The sequence below is a fragment of the Streptomyces sp. NBC_01788 genome, from assembly GCF_035917575.1.
Taxonomy (GTDB): domain Bacteria; phylum Actinomycetota; class Actinomycetes; order Streptomycetales; family Streptomycetaceae; genus Streptomyces.
In genome coordinates, this window is the sequence record NZ_CP109090.1 from 7,673,397 (window position 1) to 7,693,539 (window position 20,143).

The 20,143-nt window shown below is 73.2% G+C and carries 17 protein-coding genes; 7 read left to right on the plus strand and 10 right to left on the minus strand.

Annotated features, from left to right (window positions below):
• The first annotated feature begins 272 nt into the window (after positions 1-272).
• From efeU to OIE49_RS34150, 3 genes are all read left to right on the plus strand, one after another.
• The gene (gene efeU, locus OIE49_RS34140; protein ID WP_326805666.1) at positions 273-2,336 is read left to right on the plus strand and encodes an iron uptake transporter permease EfeU; all 2,064 of its coding nucleotides are present in this window, start codon (positions 273-275) and stop codon (positions 2,334-2,336) included.
• A gap of 137 nt (positions 2,337-2,473) precedes the next feature.
• A complete protein-coding gene (gene efeB / locus OIE49_RS34145) occupies positions 2,474-3,754 on the plus strand; it encodes an iron uptake transporter deferrochelatase/peroxidase subunit (protein ID WP_326805667.1) in 1,281 nt (426 codons plus the stop codon).
• Positions 3,755-3,870: 116 nt separating this feature from the next.
• Positions 3,871-4,356: a DUF5709 domain-containing protein gene (locus tag OIE49_RS34150; RefSeq protein ID WP_326805668.1), complete on the plus strand. Its 486-nt coding sequence runs from the start codon at positions 3,871-3,873 to the stop codon at positions 4,354-4,356.
• 13 nt (positions 4,357-4,369) lie between these two features.
• Here the strand turns inward: OIE49_RS34150 and sthA are convergent, their stop codons facing one another.
• Both sthA and OIE49_RS34160 read right to left on the minus strand, forming a co-directional pair.
• Positions 4,370-5,773 carry a Si-specific NAD(P)(+) transhydrogenase gene (gene sthA / locus OIE49_RS34155; RefSeq protein ID WP_326805669.1) on the minus strand — a complete coding sequence of 468 codons (1,404 nt, stop codon included), beginning with the start codon at positions 5,771-5,773 and terminating at the stop codon, positions 4,370-4,372.
• Between the two features lie 99 nt (positions 5,774-5,872).
• Positions 5,873-6,079, minus strand: coding sequence for a hypothetical protein (locus OIE49_RS34160; protein ID WP_100571435.1), 207 nt, complete (start codon positions 6,077-6,079; stop codon positions 5,873-5,875).
• Positions 6,080-6,319: 240 nt separating this feature from the next.
• Between OIE49_RS34160 and OIE49_RS34165 the strand changes: the two genes are divergently transcribed.
• Positions 6,320-8,164: a glycoside hydrolase family 15 protein gene (locus OIE49_RS34165; protein ID WP_326805670.1), complete on the plus strand. Its 1,845-nt coding sequence runs from the start codon at positions 6,320-6,322 to the stop codon at positions 8,162-8,164.
• A gap of 45 nt (positions 8,165-8,209) precedes the next feature.
• On the opposite strand, the gene OIE49_RS34170 is transcribed toward OIE49_RS34165, so the two are convergent.
• The 3 genes from OIE49_RS34170 to OIE49_RS34180 form a co-directional block, all read right to left on the minus strand.
• Positions 8,210-10,969, minus strand: a complete 2,760-nt coding sequence (locus tag OIE49_RS34170; protein WP_326805671.1) for a SpoIIE family protein phosphatase — start codon at positions 10,967-10,969, stop codon at positions 8,210-8,212.
• A gap of 71 nt (positions 10,970-11,040) precedes the next feature.
• Positions 11,041-11,733: a GAF and ANTAR domain-containing protein gene (locus OIE49_RS34175; protein WP_326805672.1), complete on the minus strand. Its 693-nt coding sequence runs from the start codon at positions 11,731-11,733 to the stop codon at positions 11,041-11,043.
• Between the two features lie 211 nt (positions 11,734-11,944).
• On the minus strand, positions 11,945-12,418 hold the full coding sequence (locus OIE49_RS34180; RefSeq protein WP_326805673.1) for a hypothetical protein: 474 nt from the start codon (positions 12,416-12,418) through the stop codon (positions 11,945-11,947).
• Between the two features lie 207 nt (positions 12,419-12,625).
• Here OIE49_RS34180 and OIE49_RS34185 point away from each other — a divergent pair, with 207 nt between their 5' ends.
• Positions 12,626-13,099 carry an SRPBCC family protein gene (locus OIE49_RS34185; protein WP_326805674.1) on the plus strand — a complete coding sequence of 158 codons (474 nt, stop codon included), beginning with the start codon at positions 12,626-12,628 and terminating at the stop codon, positions 13,097-13,099.
• 2 nt (positions 13,100-13,101) lie between these two features.
• Here the strand turns inward: OIE49_RS34185 and OIE49_RS34190 are convergent, their stop codons facing one another.
• The 3 genes from OIE49_RS34190 to OIE49_RS34200 all read right to left on the minus strand — a co-directional run bounded on the left by OIE49_RS34190 (position 13,102) and on the right by OIE49_RS34200 (position 15,245).
• Positions 13,102-13,923, minus strand: a complete 822-nt coding sequence (locus tag OIE49_RS34190; protein ID WP_326806410.1) for a fructosamine kinase family protein — start codon at positions 13,921-13,923, stop codon at positions 13,102-13,104.
• A 149-nt stretch (positions 13,924-14,072) separates the two neighbouring features.
• Complete coding sequence (locus tag OIE49_RS34195) at positions 14,073-14,537, minus strand: low molecular weight protein-tyrosine-phosphatase (protein ID WP_326805675.1); 465 nt, start codon at positions 14,535-14,537, stop codon at positions 14,073-14,075.
• A gap of 93 nt (positions 14,538-14,630) precedes the next feature.
• Positions 14,631-15,245, minus strand: a complete 615-nt coding sequence (locus tag OIE49_RS34200; protein ID WP_326805676.1) for a lipoprotein — start codon at positions 15,243-15,245, stop codon at positions 14,631-14,633.
• Between the two features lie 435 nt (positions 15,246-15,680).
• On the opposite strand from OIE49_RS34200, the gene OIE49_RS34205 reads away from it, so the two are divergent.
• Positions 15,681-16,211 carry a hypothetical protein gene (locus OIE49_RS34205; RefSeq protein ID WP_326805677.1) on the plus strand — a complete coding sequence of 177 codons (531 nt, stop codon included), beginning with the start codon at positions 15,681-15,683 and terminating at the stop codon, positions 16,209-16,211.
• Positions 16,212-16,235: 24 nt separating this feature from the next.
• On the opposite strand, the gene OIE49_RS34210 is transcribed toward OIE49_RS34205, so the two are convergent.
• Both OIE49_RS34210 and OIE49_RS34215 read right to left on the minus strand, forming a co-directional pair.
• Positions 16,236-17,834 carry a glycerol-3-phosphate dehydrogenase/oxidase gene (locus tag OIE49_RS34210; RefSeq protein WP_326805678.1) on the minus strand — a complete coding sequence of 533 codons (1,599 nt, stop codon included), beginning with the start codon at positions 17,832-17,834 and terminating at the stop codon, positions 16,236-16,238.
• Positions 17,831-18,466, minus strand: coding sequence for a TetR/AcrR family transcriptional regulator (locus OIE49_RS34215; protein ID WP_326805679.1), 636 nt, complete (start codon positions 18,464-18,466; stop codon positions 17,831-17,833). Before OIE49_RS34215 ends, OIE49_RS34210 begins: the two co-directional genes overlap by 4 nt.
• 57 nt (positions 18,467-18,523) lie before the next feature.
• On the opposite strand from OIE49_RS34215, the gene OIE49_RS34220 reads away from it, so the two are divergent.
• Positions 18,524-20,119: an FAD-binding oxidoreductase gene (locus OIE49_RS34220; RefSeq protein ID WP_326805680.1), complete on the plus strand. Its 1,596-nt coding sequence runs from the start codon at positions 18,524-18,526 to the stop codon at positions 20,117-20,119.
• Positions 20,120-20,143 lie beyond the last annotated feature (24 nt).

Consider the following 20,143-nt stretch of genomic DNA (forward strand, 5'->3'; position numbering starts at 1 on the left):
TCTTCGCGGCCGGGTGACTACAAATCTGTAGACCGTCTACGTCACTGTAGACGATAAAGGCTCCCGGAGGGTTCCTGTGATCGCTCGAACGGGTGAGCTTGGGCCGCTGTGACCGAGGACTCCCGAGCGCATGTCGATCTTTACTGCTCTATTGCCACCTCATGACCAGTCGACCACATGTCTGTCGTCATGATGGATCACGAAGTTAGGCATGCCTTCGCTAACCCGGCCCCGGAGCGGCCGGGGCGGTGTGCCAGGGAGGACCGTACGGCATGTGGGACGACGCGTTTCCGAGTTTCCTGATCGGACTGCGAGAGGGACTCGAAGGCGGACTGATCGTCTCCATCCTGGTCGCCACCCTGGTCAGGGCCGGAGCCAAGTCCAGGCTGCCGCAGGTGTGGACCGGTGTCCTCGCGGCCATCGCGCTCGCGATGAGCTTCGGCGCGGTGCTCACCTTCACGGCGGCCTCGCTGTCCGCGACCGCGCAGGAGGCGTTCGGCGGCGCCCTCAGCGTCGTGGCCGTCGCGTTCGTCACCGCCATGGTGTTCTGGATGCGCCGCTCGGCCCGCGGCCTCTCCGGTGAGATCAAGGAGAAGGTGACCGGCGCGCTCGGTATGGGCGCGGGCGTACTGATCCTCACCTCGTTCCTCGCGGTGGGCCGTGAGGGCCTGGAGACGGCCCTGTTCCTGTGGACCACCGCCCGCGCGGCCGGCGAGTCCGTGGGACCGCTGACGGGCGCCGGGATCGGCCTCGTCCTGGCGGCCGGCCTGTGCTGGGGCCTGTACCGGCGGGTGCTGAAGATCAACCTCACCAAGTTCTTCACCGCCACCGGCGCCGTACTGATCGTGATCGCGGCCGGCGTCCTCGGCTACGGCCTGCGCGACCTCCAGGAGGGCGGAGCGCTCCCGGGCAAGGCGACGTACGCCGTCGACCTCGGCGGCTCCGTCGACGCGGGCGCCTGGTACAGCACCCTCGTCCAGGGCGTTCTCAACCTCACCCCGACGATGACCTGGCTCCAGGTCATCGGCTACGCCGGCTACCTCGCCGTGGTGATGACCCTGTTCGTCCGCGGCGTACGCACCACGAATCCGGCACCCGCCGCCTCCGTCGCCTCCGCGACCGAGGCGTCCGGTGCCACGCGGACCGAGCAGAGCGCGCGGGCGGCCGGCGCACGCCGGACGCGTCCCGCCTGGGTCGTGCCCGTCGCCGTCGTCGCGGTGCCCGCGGTCGTCGCCGGGCTCGTGGTCGCCCTCGGACGGCCCAAGCCCGCCGGAGCCCGGACCGTCGCCGTCTCGGAGACCGAGTGCGGCAAGGGCTTCACCGCGCCCAGGCCGGGACGGCAGACGTTCCAGATGCGGAACACCGGCTCCAAGACGTCCGAGGTGTACCTGATCGACCCGGCCACCAACGCGGTCTACGGCGAGATCGAGGGCCTGGCCCCCGGCACCACCCGCGACCTGGTCGCCACCGTGGCGGGCGGCAGCTACGCCTGGCGCTGCGTGCCCACCGGAGGCACGGCCGTCACCTCCAGGGCCGTACGAGTCGGCGGCGGGGCGGGCGCCACGGCGGTCGTCCCGGTGTCCGAACAGGACCTCACCACCCCGCTCAAGGAGTACCAGCAGTACGTCGAACGGGGCCTGGCCACGCTCGTCGCCCAGACCGGCCGGCTCAACGCCGACATCCAGGGCGGCGACCTCGCGGCGGCCCGCACCGACTGGCTGACCGCCCACCGCACCTATTCCTCCCTCGGCGCCGCCTACGGCACCTTCGAGGACTTCGACAGGAAGGTCAACGGCCGGCCCGACGGGCTGCCCGGCGGAGTGGACGACAAGGACTTCACCGGTTTCCACCGCATCGAGTACGGCCTGTGGCACGGCCAGAGCGCGGACCGGCTGAAGGCCCCCGCCCAGCAGCTCGCCGCCGACGCCGCCGGCCTGCTCAAGGCCTTTCCCACGCAGGCGTTCGACCCGGGCGACCTGCCGCTGCGCGCCCACGAGATCCTGGAGAACACGCTCCAGTTCGAACTGACCGGCCAGGCCGACCAGGGCAGCGGCACCGAGCTGGCCACCGCCGACGCCAACCTCGCCGGCACCCAGGAGCTGCTCACCGTGCTCGAGCCGCTGCTCACCTCCCGTGCCCCGCACCTGCTGCCCACCGTCGACGCGGACACCGCCCGCCTGCGGGGGCTGCTCGACGCGGCTCACCACGGGAACGCCTGGACGCCCGTGAACCGGCTCGACGCGCTCACCCGGGCCCGTCTCGACGGGGCCGCCGGACAGCTCCTGGAGGACCTCGCCCCCGTACCGGACCTGCTGGAGATCCGGAAGTCCGCCTGATGACCGCACCGCCCGCCGGGACGCCAGGGCCACCCAGGCCGCCGGCGGCACCCGCGCTGCCCGAAACCGCGATGCCGGGGACCGACACCCCCGGAACCGACAAGCCAGAGACCGTACGCACCGAAAGGACCCGCTCCATGCCGTCCGCCGAAACGTCCGCACCCCAGGGCGGCTGCCCCGCCGGTCACGGGCGCCGCGCCTTCGTCAGGACGGCCCTGGGCGCCGGTGCCGCCGGAGCGGTCCTGGCCGGCGGCGGCCTCACCCTCGCCCGGAACGGCACCGGCCAGGCGCACGCCGCCGACGGCACCGGCGGAACGGCGGTCCCCTTCCACGGCGTCCACCAGGCAGGCGTCCTCACGCCCGCCCCAGCGGCCGCCGCCTTCGTCTCCTTCGACGTCATCGCCGAGAACCGCGAGGAACTCGCCGGACTGCTCCGGACCATCACCGAGCGGGCCCGCTTCCTCACCGCCGGCGGTACCCCCACGGACCTGGGCGTCGGCGCCCCGCCCTCCGACAGCGGCATCCTCGGCCCCGAGGTCCCCGCCGACTCCCTCACCGTCACCGTCGGCGTCGGAGCCTCCCTCTTCGACGACCGCTACGGACTGGCCAAGGCGATACCGCGCCGGCTCACCGCCATGCGGACCTTCCCCAACGACCACCTGAACCCCGCGGAGTGCCACGGCGACCTGTCCCTGCAGATCTGCGCCGACCGCCAGGACACGGTGCTGCACGCACTGCGCGACATCGCCCGGCACACCCGGGGCGCCCTCCAGATCAAGTGGCGCGTCGACGGCTTCCAGAGCGGACCGCGCCCCACCGGCACCCCACGCAACCTGCTCGGCTTCAAGGACGGCATCGCCAACCCGGACGCAGCCTCCGCCCGCGACATGAACCGACTGGTCTGGGTGGGCGACGGGCAGGGCGAACCCGCCTGGGCGACCGGCGGCAGCTACCAGGTGATCCGGATCATCCGCATGCTGGTGGAGTTCTGGGACCGGGTGTCGCTGACCGAGCAGGAGAAGATGTTCGGCCGCCGCAAGGACACCGGCGCCCCGCTGGACGGCGCCAAGGAGACCGACGTCCCCCAGTACGCCAAGGACCCCAAGGGCACCGCGATCCCGCTGGACTCCCACATCAGGATGGCCAACCCGCGCACCGCCGCCACCGACGCCTCCCGCATCCTGCGCCGCGGCTACAACTACGACCGCGGCGTCGACAACGTCGGCAACCTCGACATGGGCCTGGCCTTCTGCTGCTACCAGCAGGACGTGGTCCGCCAGTTCGAGGCCACGCAGACGCGGCTGATCGACGAGCCCCTCGTCGACTACATCTCCCCGACCGGCGGCGGCTACTTCTTCGTCCTGCCCGGCGTCCGCGACTCCTCCGACTGGCTCGGACGCGGACTGCTGTCCGCCTGACGGACGCGGGACTTCTCCCTCCCGCCGGCCGGAGTGATTGGGACGGACCCTGCGGGAAACGCGGATCACGACACGCACAGAGTCCGCACGCACAGAGTCCGCCAGGGAGGAAACCCGTGAGCACCGATCCGATGGCAGACGACGCCTACCAGCCCACCGGGGACAACGAGGAACAACAGGACGCCGCGCCGCCGGACATGGAGAACGCGGTGGGGGAGCGGACCTACGACGACGTCCTCGACGAGGGGTACTCGCCGCCCGAGAAGCCGCTGGGCGTCACCAAGTACGGCACGACGGCCGCCGAACAGCACGACGGTGAGAGCCTTGACCAGCGGCTGGCCCAGGAGCAGCCCGAAGAGGACGGGCCGGAGAGCGACGGCGTGGGCGACCTGCCCGGCGGCGAGGGCGAACCGGTGGACCCCGAGGCGGGCCGGGACCGCGCCGGGCGCCTCGTCGCCCCGGACGAGGGCGCCCACGGCGACACCACGAAGGAGGAGGTCGCCGACGACAAGGGCGTCGACGCGGGTGCCGCCGGCGCCGAGGAGGCGGCCGTTCACATCGTCGACGACGACACGCTGCCGGACGACGACACCGAGCCCTGACCCGGCCCCCGGGTCAGTCCCCGATCCGGTCGATCTGCCGCAGCTTGTTCGTCGCGTCCAGGGCGGCCACCTTGTACGACTCCGCGAGCGTCGGGTAGTTGAACACCGCGTCCACCAGGTAGTCCACGGTGCCGCCGCAGCCCATCACCGTCTGCCCGATGTGGATGAGTTCGGTCGCCCCCGCGCCGAAGCAGTGCACTCCGAGCAGCGTGCGGTCCTCCGGCGAGACCAGCAGCTTCAGCAAGCCGTGCGAGTCGCCGATGATCTGCCCGCGGGCCAGCTCGCGGTAGCGGGAGACACCCACCTCGAACGGCACCCGGTCCTCGGTGAGCTGATCCTCGGTCCGCCCGACGAAGCTGATCTCAGGGATCGTGTAGATGCCGATCGGCTGAAGGTCGAGCATCCTGCCGACCGGCTCACCGCAGGCGTGGTACGCCGCCGCCCGGCCCTGTTCCATCGAGGTCGCCGCGAGCGCGGGGAAGCCGATCACGTCGCCGACCGCGTAGATGTGCGGCACCTGCGTACGGTAGTGCTCGTCGACCGCGATCCGGCCCCGCGCGTCGGCGCTCAACCCGGCCTTCTCCAGGTCGAGTCCGTCGGTGAGGCCCTGCCGGCCCGCCGAGTACATCACCGCGTCGGCCGGTATCTTCTTGCCGCTCTCCAGCACGGTGAGCGTGCCGTGCTCGTGCCGCTCCACCGCGGCCACCGTCTCCCCGAAGCGGAAGGTGACGGCGAGGTCCCGCAGGTGGTAGCGGAGCGACTCCACGATCTCGACGTCGCACATGTCGAGCATGCCCGGGCGCCGTTCGACGACGGTCACCCTGCTGCCGAGCGCGGCGAACATGGAGGCGTACTCCATCCCGATCACCCCCGCGCCGACGATGACCATCGACTGCGGCACCCGCTCCAGCGTCAGCACGTTGTCGGAGTCCATGATGGTGCGCCCGTCGAACTGCACGCTGTCCGGCCGGGCCGGCCGGGTACCGGTCGCGATGACGATGTGTTCGGCGGTCAACAGCCTTTCCTCGCCGGTCACTTCGCGCAGCGCGACGGTGTGCTCGTCGACGAAGCGGCCGGTCCCGGCGAGCAGGGACACATGGTTGCGGGAGAGCTGGCTGCGGATGACGTCGACCTCGCGGCCCACCACGTGCTGGGTGCGCGCGGTCAGGTCGGCGACGGTGATGTCCTCCTTCAGCCGGTAACTCTGACCGTACAGATCGCGCTGGCTGAGTCCGGTGAGGTAGAGCACCGCCTCGCGCAGGGTCTTGGAGGGAATGGTTCCGGTGTGGATCGAGACCCCGCCGACCATGTCGGGGCTGTCGACGACAGCCACTCGGCGGCCCAGCTTGGCCGCGGCGATGGCGGCCTTCTGGCCGCCGGGTCCGGATCCTATGACGATCATGTCGAAGTCGGGCACGCCCCGGAGTCTCGCAGAGCGACGCCCCCCAGCGAAAGGGACGAGCGAAAGGGACCGGAGCGGCAGAACTCCGGTCCCTTCCGGCTCCGGCCTTCAGGACTACGGCAGCAGCTTGTCCAGGGCGGCCGGGCCCTCCGTCTCGATCTTGCGCTTGGCCCACTCCAGGTTGCGCGGGGTGATGTCGCGGCCCGCGGCCAGCACCACGTCCTCGGGCGAGACGTCGGTGCCGGTGCGGGCGTGCAGGAGGTCGTCCGGGGTGCACCGCTCCCCGGGCTCGCGGGATGCATCGGGTTGTGACGTCGACATGTGGCCTCCTCGGGTCCGGCCCGGTCCCCGCCCGGGTCCGGAATGCGGCCCTCGTGCTGCGGGAGCGGGACCTCCTCCCACGATTGCCCGTCGGACGGCACCCTGCATCCGGAAGGCCGCTCCTAAGCTGGAGGAAAGCTGGGCGAAAGTCGGACGGACCGCGACAACCACGACACCGGTCCGCGCGGGGGACAGTGAGGGGACAGTGAGGGGACAGTGAGGGGACAGGAGGCAGCCGCGATGGCCGAGACCCGAAGCCGAGAGCCCGACACGGGCGCACCCGGCTATGTTCCGATCGCCGACCACGGCCTGATCGGCGACCTGCGCACCGTCGCCCTCGTAGGCACCGACGGCACGATCGACTGGTACTGCTGCCCCTCCTTCGACGCCCCGAGCGTCTTCGCCGCGATCCTGGACGCCGAGCGCGGCGGCCGCTTCGAACTCGCCGCGGCCGACGCGGCGCGCACCAAGCAGTTCTACTTCCCCGACACCAACGTGCTGATCACCCGTTTCTTCACCGAGGACGGCGTCGGCGAGGTGCAGGACTTCATGCCGGTGAGCGGAGACCGGCGGGGATCCGCCGAGACCGAACGGCACCGGCTCATCCGGCGCGTGCTGTGCGTGCGCGGCACCCTGCCGTTCCGGGCCGTGGTGGCTCCCCGCTTCAACTACGGCGCCGACCCGCACACCGTCCGCGTGGAGGGCTGCACGGCCCTGTTCGAGTCGGCGACCCTGTCCCTCGCCCTGACGTCCACCGTGCCCCTGGAGAGCGACGGCACGGACCTGCGGGCGGACTTCAAGCTCGCCGAGGGCGAGTCGGCCGTCTTCGCGCTGGACCAGGTCGGCGGCGAGGTGGTCCCACGGCGGTGCGCCCACGCCGAGGCCGAGGACCAGTTCTGCGCCACGGTCGCCTACTGGCGCCGCTGGCTCGCCCAGTCCCGCTACCGCGGCCGCTGGCGGGAGATGGTCCACCGCTCCGCCCTCACCCTGAAACTGCTCACCTACGCCCCGACCGGCGCCATCGTCGCCGCGCCCACCACGAGCCTGCCCGAGCGGGTCGGCGGTGAGCGCAACTGGGACTACCGCTACGTCTGGGTGCGCGACGCCGCGTTCGCCGTCTACGCGCTGCTGCGCCTCGGCTTCGCCGGCGAGGCGGAGGCGTTCATGCGCTTCGTGAACCGGCACATCAGCCCCGGAGACGGCAAGGCGACCGGCCCGCTGCAGATCATGTACGGCATCGACGGCCGCACCGAGCTGCCCGAACGGGAACTCGGCCACCTGGAGGGACACCGGGGCTCCGCTCCCGTGCGGGTCGGCAACGCCGCCGCCGACCAGCTCCAGCTCGACATCTACGGCGCCCTGATCGACTCGATCTACCTCTTCGACAAGTGGGCCCAGCCGATCTCCAGTGCCCAGTGGGACGACGTGTCCGCGCTGGTGGAATGGGTCTGCGAGCACTGGGACCAGCCCGACGAGGGGGTGTGGGAGACCCGCGGTGGCCGGCAGAACTTCCTGTACTCGCGCCTGATGTGCTGGGTGGCCGTCGAACGCGCCATGCGGCTGGCCAACCGCCGCGGCCTGCCCGCCGACCTGCCCCGCTGGCGGCAGTGCCGGGACGCCGTCTACCGCCGCATCATGGACCACGGCTGGTCCGCCGGGCGGCAGGCCTTCGTCCAGTACGAGGACGGCGACGTCCTGGACGCCGCCGTCCTGATGATGCCGCTGGCGAAGTTCATCGCGCCGACCGACCCCAAGTGGCTGTCCACCCTCGACGCGCTGACCGGGGACCTGGTCTCCGACTCGCTCGTCTACCGCTACGACCCCCAGGCCAGCCCCGACGGGCTGCGCGGCGACGAGGGCACGTTCTCCATCTGCTCGTTCTGGTACGTCGAGGCCCTCACCCGGGCCGGCCGCCTCGACGAGGCCCGCCTCGCCTTCGAGAAGATGCTCACCTACGCCAACCACCTCGGCCTGTACGCGGAGGAGATCGGCCCCACCGGCGAGCAGCAGGGCAACTTCCCCCAGGCCTTCACACACCTGTCCCTGATCAGCGCGGCCTACAACCTCGACCGCGCCCTGGGCTGACGCCGCGCCTCGGCCCCAGTGGCGTCAGCCGGCGGGAGAGGCCTCTCAGGGCAGCGGCTGTTCCGCCCAGATGGCCTTGCCGGTCAGCGTGTACCGGGTGCCCCACCGCTCGGCGAGCTGCGCCACGAGGAACAGACCGCGGCCCCCCTCGTCCGTGCTCGCCGCATAGCGCAGATGCGGGGAGGTGTTGCTGCTGTCGAAGACCTCGCAGATCAGGGAACGGTCGCACAGCACCCGGACGCGGATGGGCTCGGCGCCGTAACGGATCGCGTTGGTGACCAGCTCGCTGAGGATCAGCTCGGTGGCGAACGTCAGCTCCTCGAGACCCCACTCCACCAGCCGCCGGCTCACCGCCGCGCGAACGTCCCCGACCGCCGACGCCTGCCCGGGCACGTCCCACTCGGCCACCTGCCCGGGACCCAGCGCCCGGGTGCGGGCCACGAGCACCGCGATGTCGTCCACCGGCCGGGACGGCCGGACGTCCAGGACGGCCCGGCACGTGTCCTCCGGGGACTCGCCGGCGGAGGCGAGAGCGGTGCGCAGCTCCGCCAGCCCGGTGTCGATGTCCCGCTCCCGGTCCATCACGAGCCCGTCGGTGTACAGGACCAGCCGGCTGCCCTCGGCCAGCTCCAGCTCCGCCGTCTCGAACGGCAGCCCGCCCAGCCCGAGCGGAGGACCGGCGGGCAGGTCGGGGAACGTCACGTCCCCGTCGGGCCCGACCACGGCGGGCGGCGGATGGCCGGCGCGGGCGACCGCGCAGCGGCGCGAGACAGGATCGTAGATCGCGTACAGGCAGGTCGCGCCGGCGACGGGCGCACCGGAACTGTCTGCCGTCTCGTCCTGGTCGATACGGCAGACCAGCTCGTCCAGCAGCCCGAGCAGCTCGTCGGGCGGCAGGTCCAGGGCGGAGAAGTTGCTGACCGCGGTCCGCAGCCGCCCCATCGTGGCCGCGGCGTGCAGCCCGTGCCCGACCACGTCCCCGACGACGAGCGCGACCCGCGCCCCGGACAGCGGCAGCACGTCGAACCAGTCGCCGCCCACGCCCGCCTGCGCGGGCAGATAGCGGGAGGCGACGTCCAGCGCGTTCTGCTCGGGCAGGCTGCGCGGCAGCAGACTGCGCTGGAGGGTGACTGCCAGCCCGTGCTCGCGGGTGTAGCGGCGGGCGTTGTCGATGGAGACCGCCGCCCGGGCCACCAGCTCCTCGGCGAGAGCCAGCTCCTCGGCGTCGAAGGGCTCGTCCTTCTCCGACCGCCAGAAGCTGACCAGCCCGAGAAGCAGGTTGCCCGCCCGCACGGGCACGGCGATCAGAGAGTGGATGCCGGACGCCAGCACCCGCTCGGTCCGCTCGGCGTCCTGTGCCTGCCAGCCCGGGGCCGCCTCAAGACGGGGTTCGAGGACCGGCCGGCGGGACTTGAGACCGAGCGCCTGTGGAGTGGAGGGAATGAAGCGGATCTCCTGGCCCAGCGGGTACAGCGGTGTGTTCTCGCGGATCCCGGCGAAGGCGGTGCGGCGCAGCGCGGCCCCCGGATCCGGGTCCTCGCCGGCCAGCACGGCGTCGTACAGATCCAGGGTCGCGAAGTCCGCGAACCGGGGAACGGCGACCCGGACGAGTTCCTCGGCGGTCCGGGTCACGTCCAGGGACGTGCCGACGCCCACACCGGCGTCGTAGAGCAGACTGAGGCGTTCCCGTGCCTTCTCCGCCCGGCCGGACAGGGCGCGCAGCTCCGTGGAGTCGCGCAGCGTGGCCACACTGCCCGACGGGCCGCCCGCCATGTCCGTGGGCCGCTGGTTGATCGCCAGCAGCCGGTCGCCGACCAGGCGCACCTCGTCGGTGGCGATCCGGCCGGAGGCCAGCAGCTCGGCGGTCCCGGGGTCGAGGCCGAGGTCGAGCACGGGGCGGCGCTCGGCGTCCTCGGGCAGGCCGAGCAGGTGCCGCGCCTCGTCGTTGGCCAGCAGCAGTCTTCCGTCGTCGCCGACGATGATCACGCCTTCCCGGACGGAGTGCAGCACCGCGTCGTGGTGCTCGTACATCCGGGTCATCTCCCGCGGGCCGAGCCCATGGGTCTGGCGCAGCAGACGGCGGGTGACCAGGGCGGTGCCCGCCGTGGCCAGGGCGAGGGCCACGGCCGCGGCGCTCAGTACCACCGGCAGCTGCCGGTCCGCCAGGCCGCCGACGTTCCTGGTGGTGATGCCGGCCGACACCAGGCCCACCACCTTGCCGTCCGGCGCCCGGATCGGCACGACGGCCTGCACCAGCGGCCCGAGGGTCCCGTCGACCTGCTCGACGACGGTGCGGCCGGCCAGCGCGGGCTGGAAGGTGCCGACGAACCTCTTGCCGATGCGGTCCGGCTCGGGGTGGGTGTAGCGGACTCCGTGGGTGTTCATCACGACGACGAAGTCGACGTGCGCGTCCTTGCGGGCCGCCTCGGCCCGCGGTTGCAGCACCGCCGTCGGGTCGGGGGCGGCGAGCGCCTCCCGGACTCCCGGCGCGTTGGCGAACGTCTCGGCGACGGCGAGCGAGCGGTTGCGGGCCTCGTCGTCGCTGTCGTGCCGCACCTGGAGCACCAGCGCCACCACGGCGGCCGCGACCAGCAGCAGCACGATGGCGACCTGGAGCAGGAACACCTGTCCCGCGACGCTGCGCCCGCCGAGGGCCGAGCGCAGCGCGGACGGTCTGTTCCCGCCCGTGTGGCCATGCCCGGACCGCCCGCGCGCCCGCCGGGTCGGGCCGGACGCGAGCTCGAGACGCCGTCGATGGGGACGGCGGGCCGACCGGGAGCCGGTGCGACCCGGGAGTCGGACCATGAGCCATGTCTACACTGCCGCGCCCCGTGAGGCGAGAGGCAGTGCCCGGCCGTGCCGTGTCCGCTGCCGTGTCAGGCTTCTTTGCTGGCGTCGGTGCGGATGGTCTGGGCGAGGTCGCGGATCTTGATGTTGTGGTGCTGGGAGATGCGGCGCAGGACGGCGAAGGCGTCCTCCTCGCTCAGGCCGTGCCGCTCCCGCAGGATGCCCATGGCCTCGCCGATGGCGTGCCGGGTATCCAACGCGTGTTCGAGCTGGTCGACGGTTCTGGCACCCGCCACGGCGACGGCGGCGTGCGAGGCGAGCAGCCAGCCCGCTGTCTCGCTGTCCTTGGTGAAGGAGCCGGGACGGCTGGAGTACAGGTTGAGTGCCCCGAAGTCCTGGTCCTGGGTGTACAGCAGGAAACCCATCATGCTGCCGATGCCCAGGTCGCGGGCGGCCGGCGCGTACCGCGGCCACGCCGGCTGCGGCCGGGTGAGGTCGGCGATGCGGAACAGCCGGTCGCCGTCGACGCGGCGGGCCGCGTCGAAGCAGGGCCCCTCGCCCGCCTCGCCCTGCAACCGGTCGGACTCCACGACCAGGTCCCCGCTGGCGGCCAGCGTCACGGCGCGCCCCTTGCGCACCGCCAGGATCCCGGAGGCCTCGCACCCGTCGATCAGTTCGACGGCCGCCCGGACGATCTCGTCGAGTGTCTCCTGAGTGGAGTCCTGGGCCAGCAGGCGCCGGGCGAGCTGGGCCATCTGCTCGGCGAACTCACGCCAGTCCATTCGCACCCGCCCTTCTCGCAGCCGCGCGCACCGGTGCGCACAGGGCGGCGCTTTCAAGCGCCCGTATTCGCAGCGTACCCCGCGGTCACCCGCGTACCCGGGCGGCGCCGATCATGGTCCGCGCACGCCCATGCCCCGGCCCGGCACGCTCGTGTTCCGGCCCGGCGCGGCGGTGCCCCGGCCCGCGCGGGCCGGGGCACCGTTCACGGGGTCAGGCGCCCCACGTGCCCTGGTTGACGGCGCAGTTCCAGCCGGAGCCGTGCAGGGCGAACTTCACCTTGTAGCTCCTGGTGTTCAGCAGGTGGGTCCGGACCTTGAAGCCGAGGCTCGCCTTGCCCTTGAAGGTCGTGGTGCGGACCGTCACGACCTGCGAGGTCCTGCGGCTGATCTTGCCGCCCTTCGGTGTCGCCGTGCTGAAGCGGACGTTCTTGACGTTGGTGACCGTGAACGTGACGTTCTTGATCTTCTTCGTGGTCTTGCTCTTGATGCCGAAGTACAGGCCGCCGTTCGTCACCCACCCGTTGTGGTCCACGTAGAAACGGGACGGGTAGACGATGTCGATCGGGCAGCCCGAACTCTGCGGCGCGGCGGTCGCCGCGGAAGCGGCCCCGGCGAGACCCAGCTGAGCGACGGTGAGGACCCCGGTCGCGGCCAGTGCCGCGACGGTCGTGCGCTTACGGTTCACTGCGGTGACACCTTCCCCCTACGGCCCTCACGGACCGGACCGACATGGCGTACGGCGTCCCCGTGGGACGCCGCGCGCCACTGTGACGGCGTATTTCATAGCACGGCGGAAAAGCGCCGAAGCAACCCCTGGGACTCCAGGGCCACTTGGTGACAAAACCGGGACAATCGTGAGGCACCGCGCCCGGCGCGCGTATACGTTGCCGCCATGTATGCCACACGGCTCTCACGGCGGGTGCGGGCCACTCCCGCCGCCGTCTACCGGGCCCTCACCGACCCCGACGCGGTGGCGAGATGGCGCGTCCCCGACGGAATGACCGCTCATGTCCACGAGTTCGACGCCCGCGAGGGCGGCACGTTCCGGGTGTCCCTCTCCTACGACGAGCCGGGCGCCCGGGGCAAGTCGGGTGCCCGCACGGACACCTACCGGGGGCACTTCGCCCGGCTCGTGCCCGGTCGCCTGGTGGTCGAGGTGCTCGCGTTCGAGACCGACGAGGACTCCCTGCACGGCACGATGACGATGACCACGTCACTGGCCGAGGCGGACGGCGGGACGGAGGTCGTCATCGTGCACGAGGGCATCCCCGACGAGGTGCCGCGCGCGGACAACGAGCTGGGGACGCGGATGGCCCTGGACAACCTCGCCCGGCTGGTGGAGAGCGACGTCCAGGACGGCACGTAGGGTCAGCCGCCGACGCCACGGGCCGCGGCGACCGCCTGTTCGGCGTATCCGCGCCCGAAGAGCACCGTGTGCACCAGCAGTGGGAAGAGCTGGTGCAGTCCGACACGGTCCGCCCAGCCGTCGGCGAGCGGCGCGGCCTGCTGGTATCCGTCCAGTACCCGGTCCAGGTGCGGGCAGCCGAAGAGCTGGAGCATCGCCAGGTCGGTCTCGCGGTGGCCGCCGTGCGCGGCCGGGTCGATCAGCCACACCTCGCCGTCCGCACCCCACAGCACGTTGCCGTTCCACAGGTCGCCGTGGAGTCGCGCGGGCGGCTCGGCGGGCCCGGCCCGTTCGGGCAGCCGTTCCAGCGCGCGCTCGATCACGGCCGCCTCGGTGGGGCGCAGGATGCCGTCGTCGGCCGCGCGGCGCAGATAGGGGAGCACCCGGTGCTCGGTGTACCAGCCCGGCCAGTCGGTGCCGGGCACGTTGCGCATCGGCGCGAGCCCGATGTACGCCTCGCGCGGCCCGCCGGGCGGGGCGGCACCGAACGCGGGCGCCCCGGCGGCGTGCAGGGCGGCCAGGTCACGGCCGAACCGTTCCGCCGCTCCCGGACCGGGCCGGCCGGACGGAACCCGGCCGGTGACCAGCCACCGGCGGTCGTGGCCGTGCACGGCGGGGACCCGCACCGCGCCCGCCTCGGCGAGCCAGCACAGCCCGGCGGCCTCCGCGCGCACCGCCTCCGGCTCCCCACCGCGCTTGACCACGACCACGCGGCCGTCGTCGAGGGTCACCTCGGCGGAGTTCCCCGCCGACGAGCCCCGTCGGGTCGCCGCACGTCCGGTCAGCCGGGCGGCCGCGGCAGCGGGATCCTCGCCGGAGCCGGAGCCGGAGCCGGAGCCGGAGCCGGAGCCGGAGCCGGAGCCGGAGCCGGAGCCGGAGCCGGAGCCGGAGCCGGAGCCGGAGCCGGAGCCGGAGCCCCGCGGCGGGTCGGCGGTCACGCGGGCAGGCGCTCGCGCACCCAGTCGAGCAGGCCCGGGGTCGCGGCCTCGATCATGGCCAGTACCTCTTCGAAGCCCTCCGGGCCGCCGTAGTACGGGTCGGGCACGTCCAGGTCGCCGATCGCCCGCGGGTCGAACGAGCGCAGCAGCCGCACCCGGGACGGTTCGTCGACGATCCGCCGCAGCGCCTTCTCGTGGTCGCGGTCCATGGCCAGGAGCAGGTCGGCGTCCAGGTGCTCGGCGCCGACCTGGGCGGCGACGTGCCGCACCGGGTAGCCGTGCCGGATCAGCGCCTCGCCGGCCCGCTCGTCGATGGCCTCACCGACGTGCCAGGGGCCGATGCCGGCACTGCTGACCCGGACCGCGTCCGTGAGCCCCGCCCGGCGCAACCGCTCGGCGAACACCAGCGCCGCGGACGGCGACCGGCAGATGTTCCCGCTGCAGACGAAACAGATGTGCACGGCCCCCAGAGTACGGGCCCCCTCCGGAAGCCGCCGACGGGATGCCGTGGTCCGGAGACCGGCCGGCCGGGCCCGTCGCCCCGCGTGGGAGGCTCACGCACCGCGCAGAGTCCGCCTGGCGAGTTCGTAGGCGGGGAGCATCTGTTCGTGTTCCTCGGTGTCCATGCCGCCGAGGTGCAGGACCACGGGACCCTGGTCCGTGCTCACGGCGAGGGCGCGTGCCTTCTTCGACTCGTCCAGGAACTCGCTCGTGCGCAGGTACTCGACTTCGACGCCTTCGAGCCCGCCCGTCGTGAACGAGCGGTACGTCTCCTCGCTCACGTCCTTCTCCGCGGCCACGAAGGCCCGCAGCACCGTGCTCGCGTCCCCCGCGTCCGGGGAGCCGGTGAACACGCGGAGGAAACCGATGTTCCCCGCGGGCTTGGCGTCGACCTCGCACACGGTGGTCACCGGGCCCTGGCGCAGCAGCGCGTCTGCGACCTCCTTGCCGGCGGGGGAGTCGCCGACTGCCGTCGGATTCACCGCCTCGGCCTTCCAGCTCTCGGCGATGTCGAAGGTGACGGGAAGCTCGCACACCGAACCCCGGGCGCCGATCGTGCCCCCGCTGCGGACGGCCGTGCCCGTCGCGTCCGTCGCCCGCACGGCGGAGGCACTCTCATGCGCCCCCGAACAGGCCGTCAGCGCGCCGCCCAGCAGCAGTACCACCACAGTCGCCGAACCCCGCCACGCCGTCCCCGCCCGAAGCCGCACCGCTTTCTCCCCTCCTCGCCGGCGCGTCACTCTAACCGCTGTGACCTGGAGGGTTGCGGCCCGGAGGCCTTGAACGGCCTTGTCCGGGTACGCGCTCCGGGGCAGCCGGTGTGCCGGTCGACGCGCCCGGCGTGATCGTCGGCGCCGGCGGTCCCGCCACGCTGGAGGAGGTCACGTCCCTCCTCGGCACCCACCGCGTCTGGGAGCGCTTCCCCGCCGGGGCCTGACCGGGGCCGCGTTCCGGGCGGGCGCCGCCGCTCATCGTCGTCGGCGCGTGCGAATGTGGCGGAAGCCACGCCCTGGGGGCGGCCTGGGTCATATTCCTCGGCCCGGGGCGCGGGCTACCGTTTCAGGCAGTCCTTTTTGTCCGTGAACGGCTCGAACGGCCCGGCAGTGCACGAAGATCTCTCTCCGCTCATCGCAGCGACCACCCACTGGCTGACCAGCGCATACCCGGCGTCCGGCGGCGCCCTGGCCTCCGCCCTGTGCGAGGCGCAGGCACGCCAGGCGGTGACGGTCGCGGCCCGTCTGCGCTACCCGACGCCGATGGACGCCGCGCTGGTGATGATGGCCGGCCCCGGGGGCTCGGCCCGCCTCGACTGGATCGCCGGCGCGGACGGCGTCGAGAGCGACGACCCGGACGCGCACGCGTGGCGCACCTGGGTGGACGAGGTCGTACTGAGCTGGGCCGCCTGTCTGCTCACCGACCCCGAACTGGCCTGGCGCGCGGTGGACGCGCTCGCCGAGGCGACCGAACCGACCTCCACGCCCCCCGAGTTCCGCCGCCTGGTGACTCCCGACGACGGCGACCGGCAGGCAGCGGCCCTACTCCGCCACCCCGATCTCCTCGCCCCGGTCTCCGCCCTCCACCACCCCCAGCTCCTCGACCGCCTCGAGGAACAGGGCCAGGCCTTCGCCGCCTGAGAGATGCCCTGGTGAGGTGCCTCTTCACCGGGAGCCCAGAGTCTCGCCCAGCACCTCTCGGGCGGCCTCCAGCGCTCTTGTCCGGTCGGAGGGGATCAGGCCGATTCGGGTGCGGCGGTCCAGGAGGTCGGACTCGTCGAGGGCGCCCTCGTGGTGTGCGGCCCAGAGGAGTTCGGCGCGGGTGACGGGGTGGCCCTCCAGTACGGGGGCACGCAGGTGCGGATCCCGAGCGCCCAGGGCGTGGACGGCCGGTGCCTCCGTGCCGTAGAGGCGGACCAGGCGGCGCGGGGCCCGCAGCGCGGCCAGAGCCTGTGGTGACGCGGCGCCGACGAGGGGGAGGGAGGCCGTGGGGGAGGGGCCCGCGCCGAGTCCTTGCGCGGCTACGGCGGTGTCGACGGCGTCCTCGGCCATGCGCCGGTACGTGGTGAGCTTGCCGCCCACCACGGTGACCACGCCGTCCGGCGAGGTGAGCACCGCGTGCCTGCGGGAGATGTCCGCGGTCCGGGGCGCCGAGTCGGATCCGTTCGCCGACGTCGTGTCCAGCAGCGGCCGCAGACCCGCGAAGGCCCCGGCCACGTCGTCGCGGAGTACGGGCACGTCGAGGGCCGAGGCCAGCACGTCGAGCAGGAAGCCGATGTCGGACTCAGGGACCTCCGGTACGTCCGGGACGCCGCCCTCGACGGGCTCGTCGGTGAGCCCGACGTAGACCCGGCCGTCGTCCTGCGGCAGGACCAGGACGAAGCGGTTGGTCTCCCCGGGGACCGGGATGTGCAGCCCGGCCGGCAGCGGACCGAGCACGCCGGGGCGCAGCACGAGGTGGGTACCGCGCGAGGGCCGGACCCGGATGCCGTCCACCAGGCCGCCCGCCCACACCCCGGAGGCGTTGATCACGGCGCGGGCCCGGATCTCGCCCTCCTCGCCGGTCAGTTCGTCCCGCACCCGGGCCCCCGAGCCGGTGAGTTCCAGGGCCCGGACCCGGGTCAGGACGCGGGCGCCGCGCCCCGCCGCCGTCCGGGCGAGCGCGGTCACCAGACGGGCGTCGTCGGTCAGCCGCCCATCCCAGGACAGCAGCCCGCCGCGCAGCCCGGCGCCACGCACGGCGGGTGCGAGGTGGCGGGTCTCCACCACGGACAGCCTGCGCGGCACCGGCAGGGTGGCGCGGGCGGTGCGCGCCGCCAGCCGCAGCCCGTCGCCCGCCCGGAAGCCGGCCCGGGCCAGGGCGGCCTGCCCGCGCGAGACCAGCGGGGTGAGGGGCAGCACGAACGGCTGGGCACCGACCAGATGAGGAGCGGTGCGTTCCATCAGCACACCGCGTTCGACCGCGCTCTCGTGGGCGACGTCGAACTGGGCGGAGGCGAGGTAGCGCAGTCCGCCGTGGACGAGTTTGGAACTCCAGCGTGAGGTGCCGAAGGCCAGGTCGTGCGCGTCGATCGCGGCGACGGACAGTCCGCGCGCCGCGGCGTCCAGCGCGGCCCCGGCGCCGGTCGCGCCCAGGCCGACGACCAGGACGTCCACGGCCGGACCGCCGACGGTCCTGGCCAGTTCGCGGGCGCGGCGGGCGGCGGTGAGCGAGGTGCCCGGATCCGTGCGGGCGGGGGCGGCCGGGCCGGTGCCGAGGCTCATGGCGTCAGGGTCCTCTCCAGGATGGTCCGCAGTTCCGCGAGGAAGGCCTCGCCGTCCAGGCCGGGGTCGTCCTCCTCGGTCATGGTGCGCAGCGACAGCGTGAAGGACTGCACGACCAGCAGCAGGGACCGCGCCTGACGTTCGGTGTGGCCGGTACGCACCGACCCGTCGTCGTGGCCGTCGCGCAGGTGGTCGGCGAGCAGGGACAGCAGGGCCTCCTGGCTGGCTCCCCGGCGATCCAGCACATAGGGGAGCAGCAGTTCGGGGTCCACGTCGACGATCTTGCGGAAGAGCGGGTGGGCGCGGAACGCCCTCACCCCGGCCACCAGCCCGTCGACGATCAGCGTGCGCGCGGTCGTCCCGGGCGCGCGTTCCGGCATCGCCCCGACGGCCACGGCGATCCACTCCCGCGTCATCAGGTCGCCGACCAGGGACCGCACATCGGGCCAGCGGCGGTAGAGCGTCATCCGGGACACGCCCGCGCGGCGGGCCACGTCCGTCAGGGTCGTACGCCGTACGCCGACGGCCAGGACGCAGTCGCGCACGGCGTCGAGAACGGGATCACCGTCCGAGCGGCCGGGGCGGTCTGCGCGGTCCGGCCCGGCCGGGCCATTGTGACGAATGGGCGTCATGTGTCACAGTGTAACGCGCGCACGTCTCCTTCGACACGACCGGTGAGGAACAACCCCATGGACATGCTGTGGAGCGGCTGGGGCGACCCGGCCAGGGCCACACCGCTGCCCGACTCGGTGACCGGACTCCTGCGCGACCTGCTCGGCGTCAAGCCGCGCGAGTCCGGGCCGGTCGCCCTGGAGGCGATCCGCGTCCCCGCCTCACCGCTGACCGCGGACGCGCTCCGCGCCCTGGGCGAGGCCGTCGGCGGCGAGGCGCACATCCGCACCGACGACGAATCCCGGATCCGCCACACCCGTGGCAGGTCCACCCTCGATCTGCTGCGCATCAGAGACGGCGACGTCACGGACGTCCCGGCCGCCGTGGTGCTCCCCGCGGACCACGACGACGTACTCGCCGTGCTGCGCGCCTGCGGCGCCCACGGCCTCGCGCTGGTCCCGTTCGGCGGCGGCACCTCCGTCGTCGGCGGTCTCGCCCCCGAACGGCGGCGTCCCTTCGTCGCCCTGGACCTGCGCCGGATGAACCGGCTGCTCGCCCTGGACCCGGTCTCCCGTACCGCCACCCTGCAAACGGGCCTGCGCGGCCCGGACGCGGAGGCTCTGCTGGCCGAACACGGCTTCACGCTCGGCCATTTCCCCCAGTCCTACGAGTGGGCGACCCTCGGCGGTTTCGCCGCCGCCCGCTCCAGCGGGCAGGCCTCGGCCGGGTACGGGCGCTTCGACGAGATGGTGCTCGGCCTCGCCCTCGCCACGCCCGAGGGCACGGTCGAGGCCGGCCGCGCCCCGCGCTCGGCGGCCGGACCCGACCTGCGCCAGCTCGTCCTCGGCTCCGAGGGCGCGTTCGGCGTCATCACCTCGGTGACCGTGCGCCTGCGTCCCCTCCCGCAGACCCGCGTGTACGAGGGCTGGCGCTTCGCCTCCTTCGAGCAGGGTGCCGCGGCCCTGCGCCGGCTCGCCCAGGACGGGCCGCGCCCGACCGTGCTGCGCCTGTCCGACGAGACCGAGACCCTGATCGGCCTCGCCCAGCCCGACGCCATCGGCTCCCAGGACAGCCAACGGGGCGCCGGCTGCCAGGCGATCGCCGGCTACGAGGGCACCGCCGAGGACACCGCGCACCGCAGGCGGCGGGCCGCGGCCGTGCTGCGCGAGGGCGGCGGCACCTGCCTGGGCGAGGAACCGGGGGAGCGCTGGGCCCACGGCCGCTACTCGGCGCCCTACCTGCGCGACTCCCTCCTGGACGCGGGCGCGTTCGCCGAGACGCTGGAGACCGCCGCCTTCTGGTCCCGGATCCCCGGGCTGTACGCCGCTGTCCGGGAGGCGCTGACCACCACGCTCGCCGAGTCGGGCACCCCGCCCCTGGTGATGTGCCACATCTCGCACGTCTACGAGAACGGCGCCTCGCTGTACTTCACCGTGGTCAGCGCCCAGGGCGACGACCCGGTGGCGCACTGGGCGCCCGCCAAGCGGGCCGCGAACGAGGCGATCCTCGCCGCGGGCGGCACCATCAGCCACCACCACGGCGTGGGCACCGACCACCGCGACGGATACGTCCGGGAGGCCGGCCCGCTCGGCGTCGCGGCCCTGCGGGCCGTCAAGCGCCGACTGGACCCCGACAGCCTGCTCAACCCGGGCGTCCTGCTGCCCCTCGACTGACCCCGGCTGCCCCAGCCCCACCCC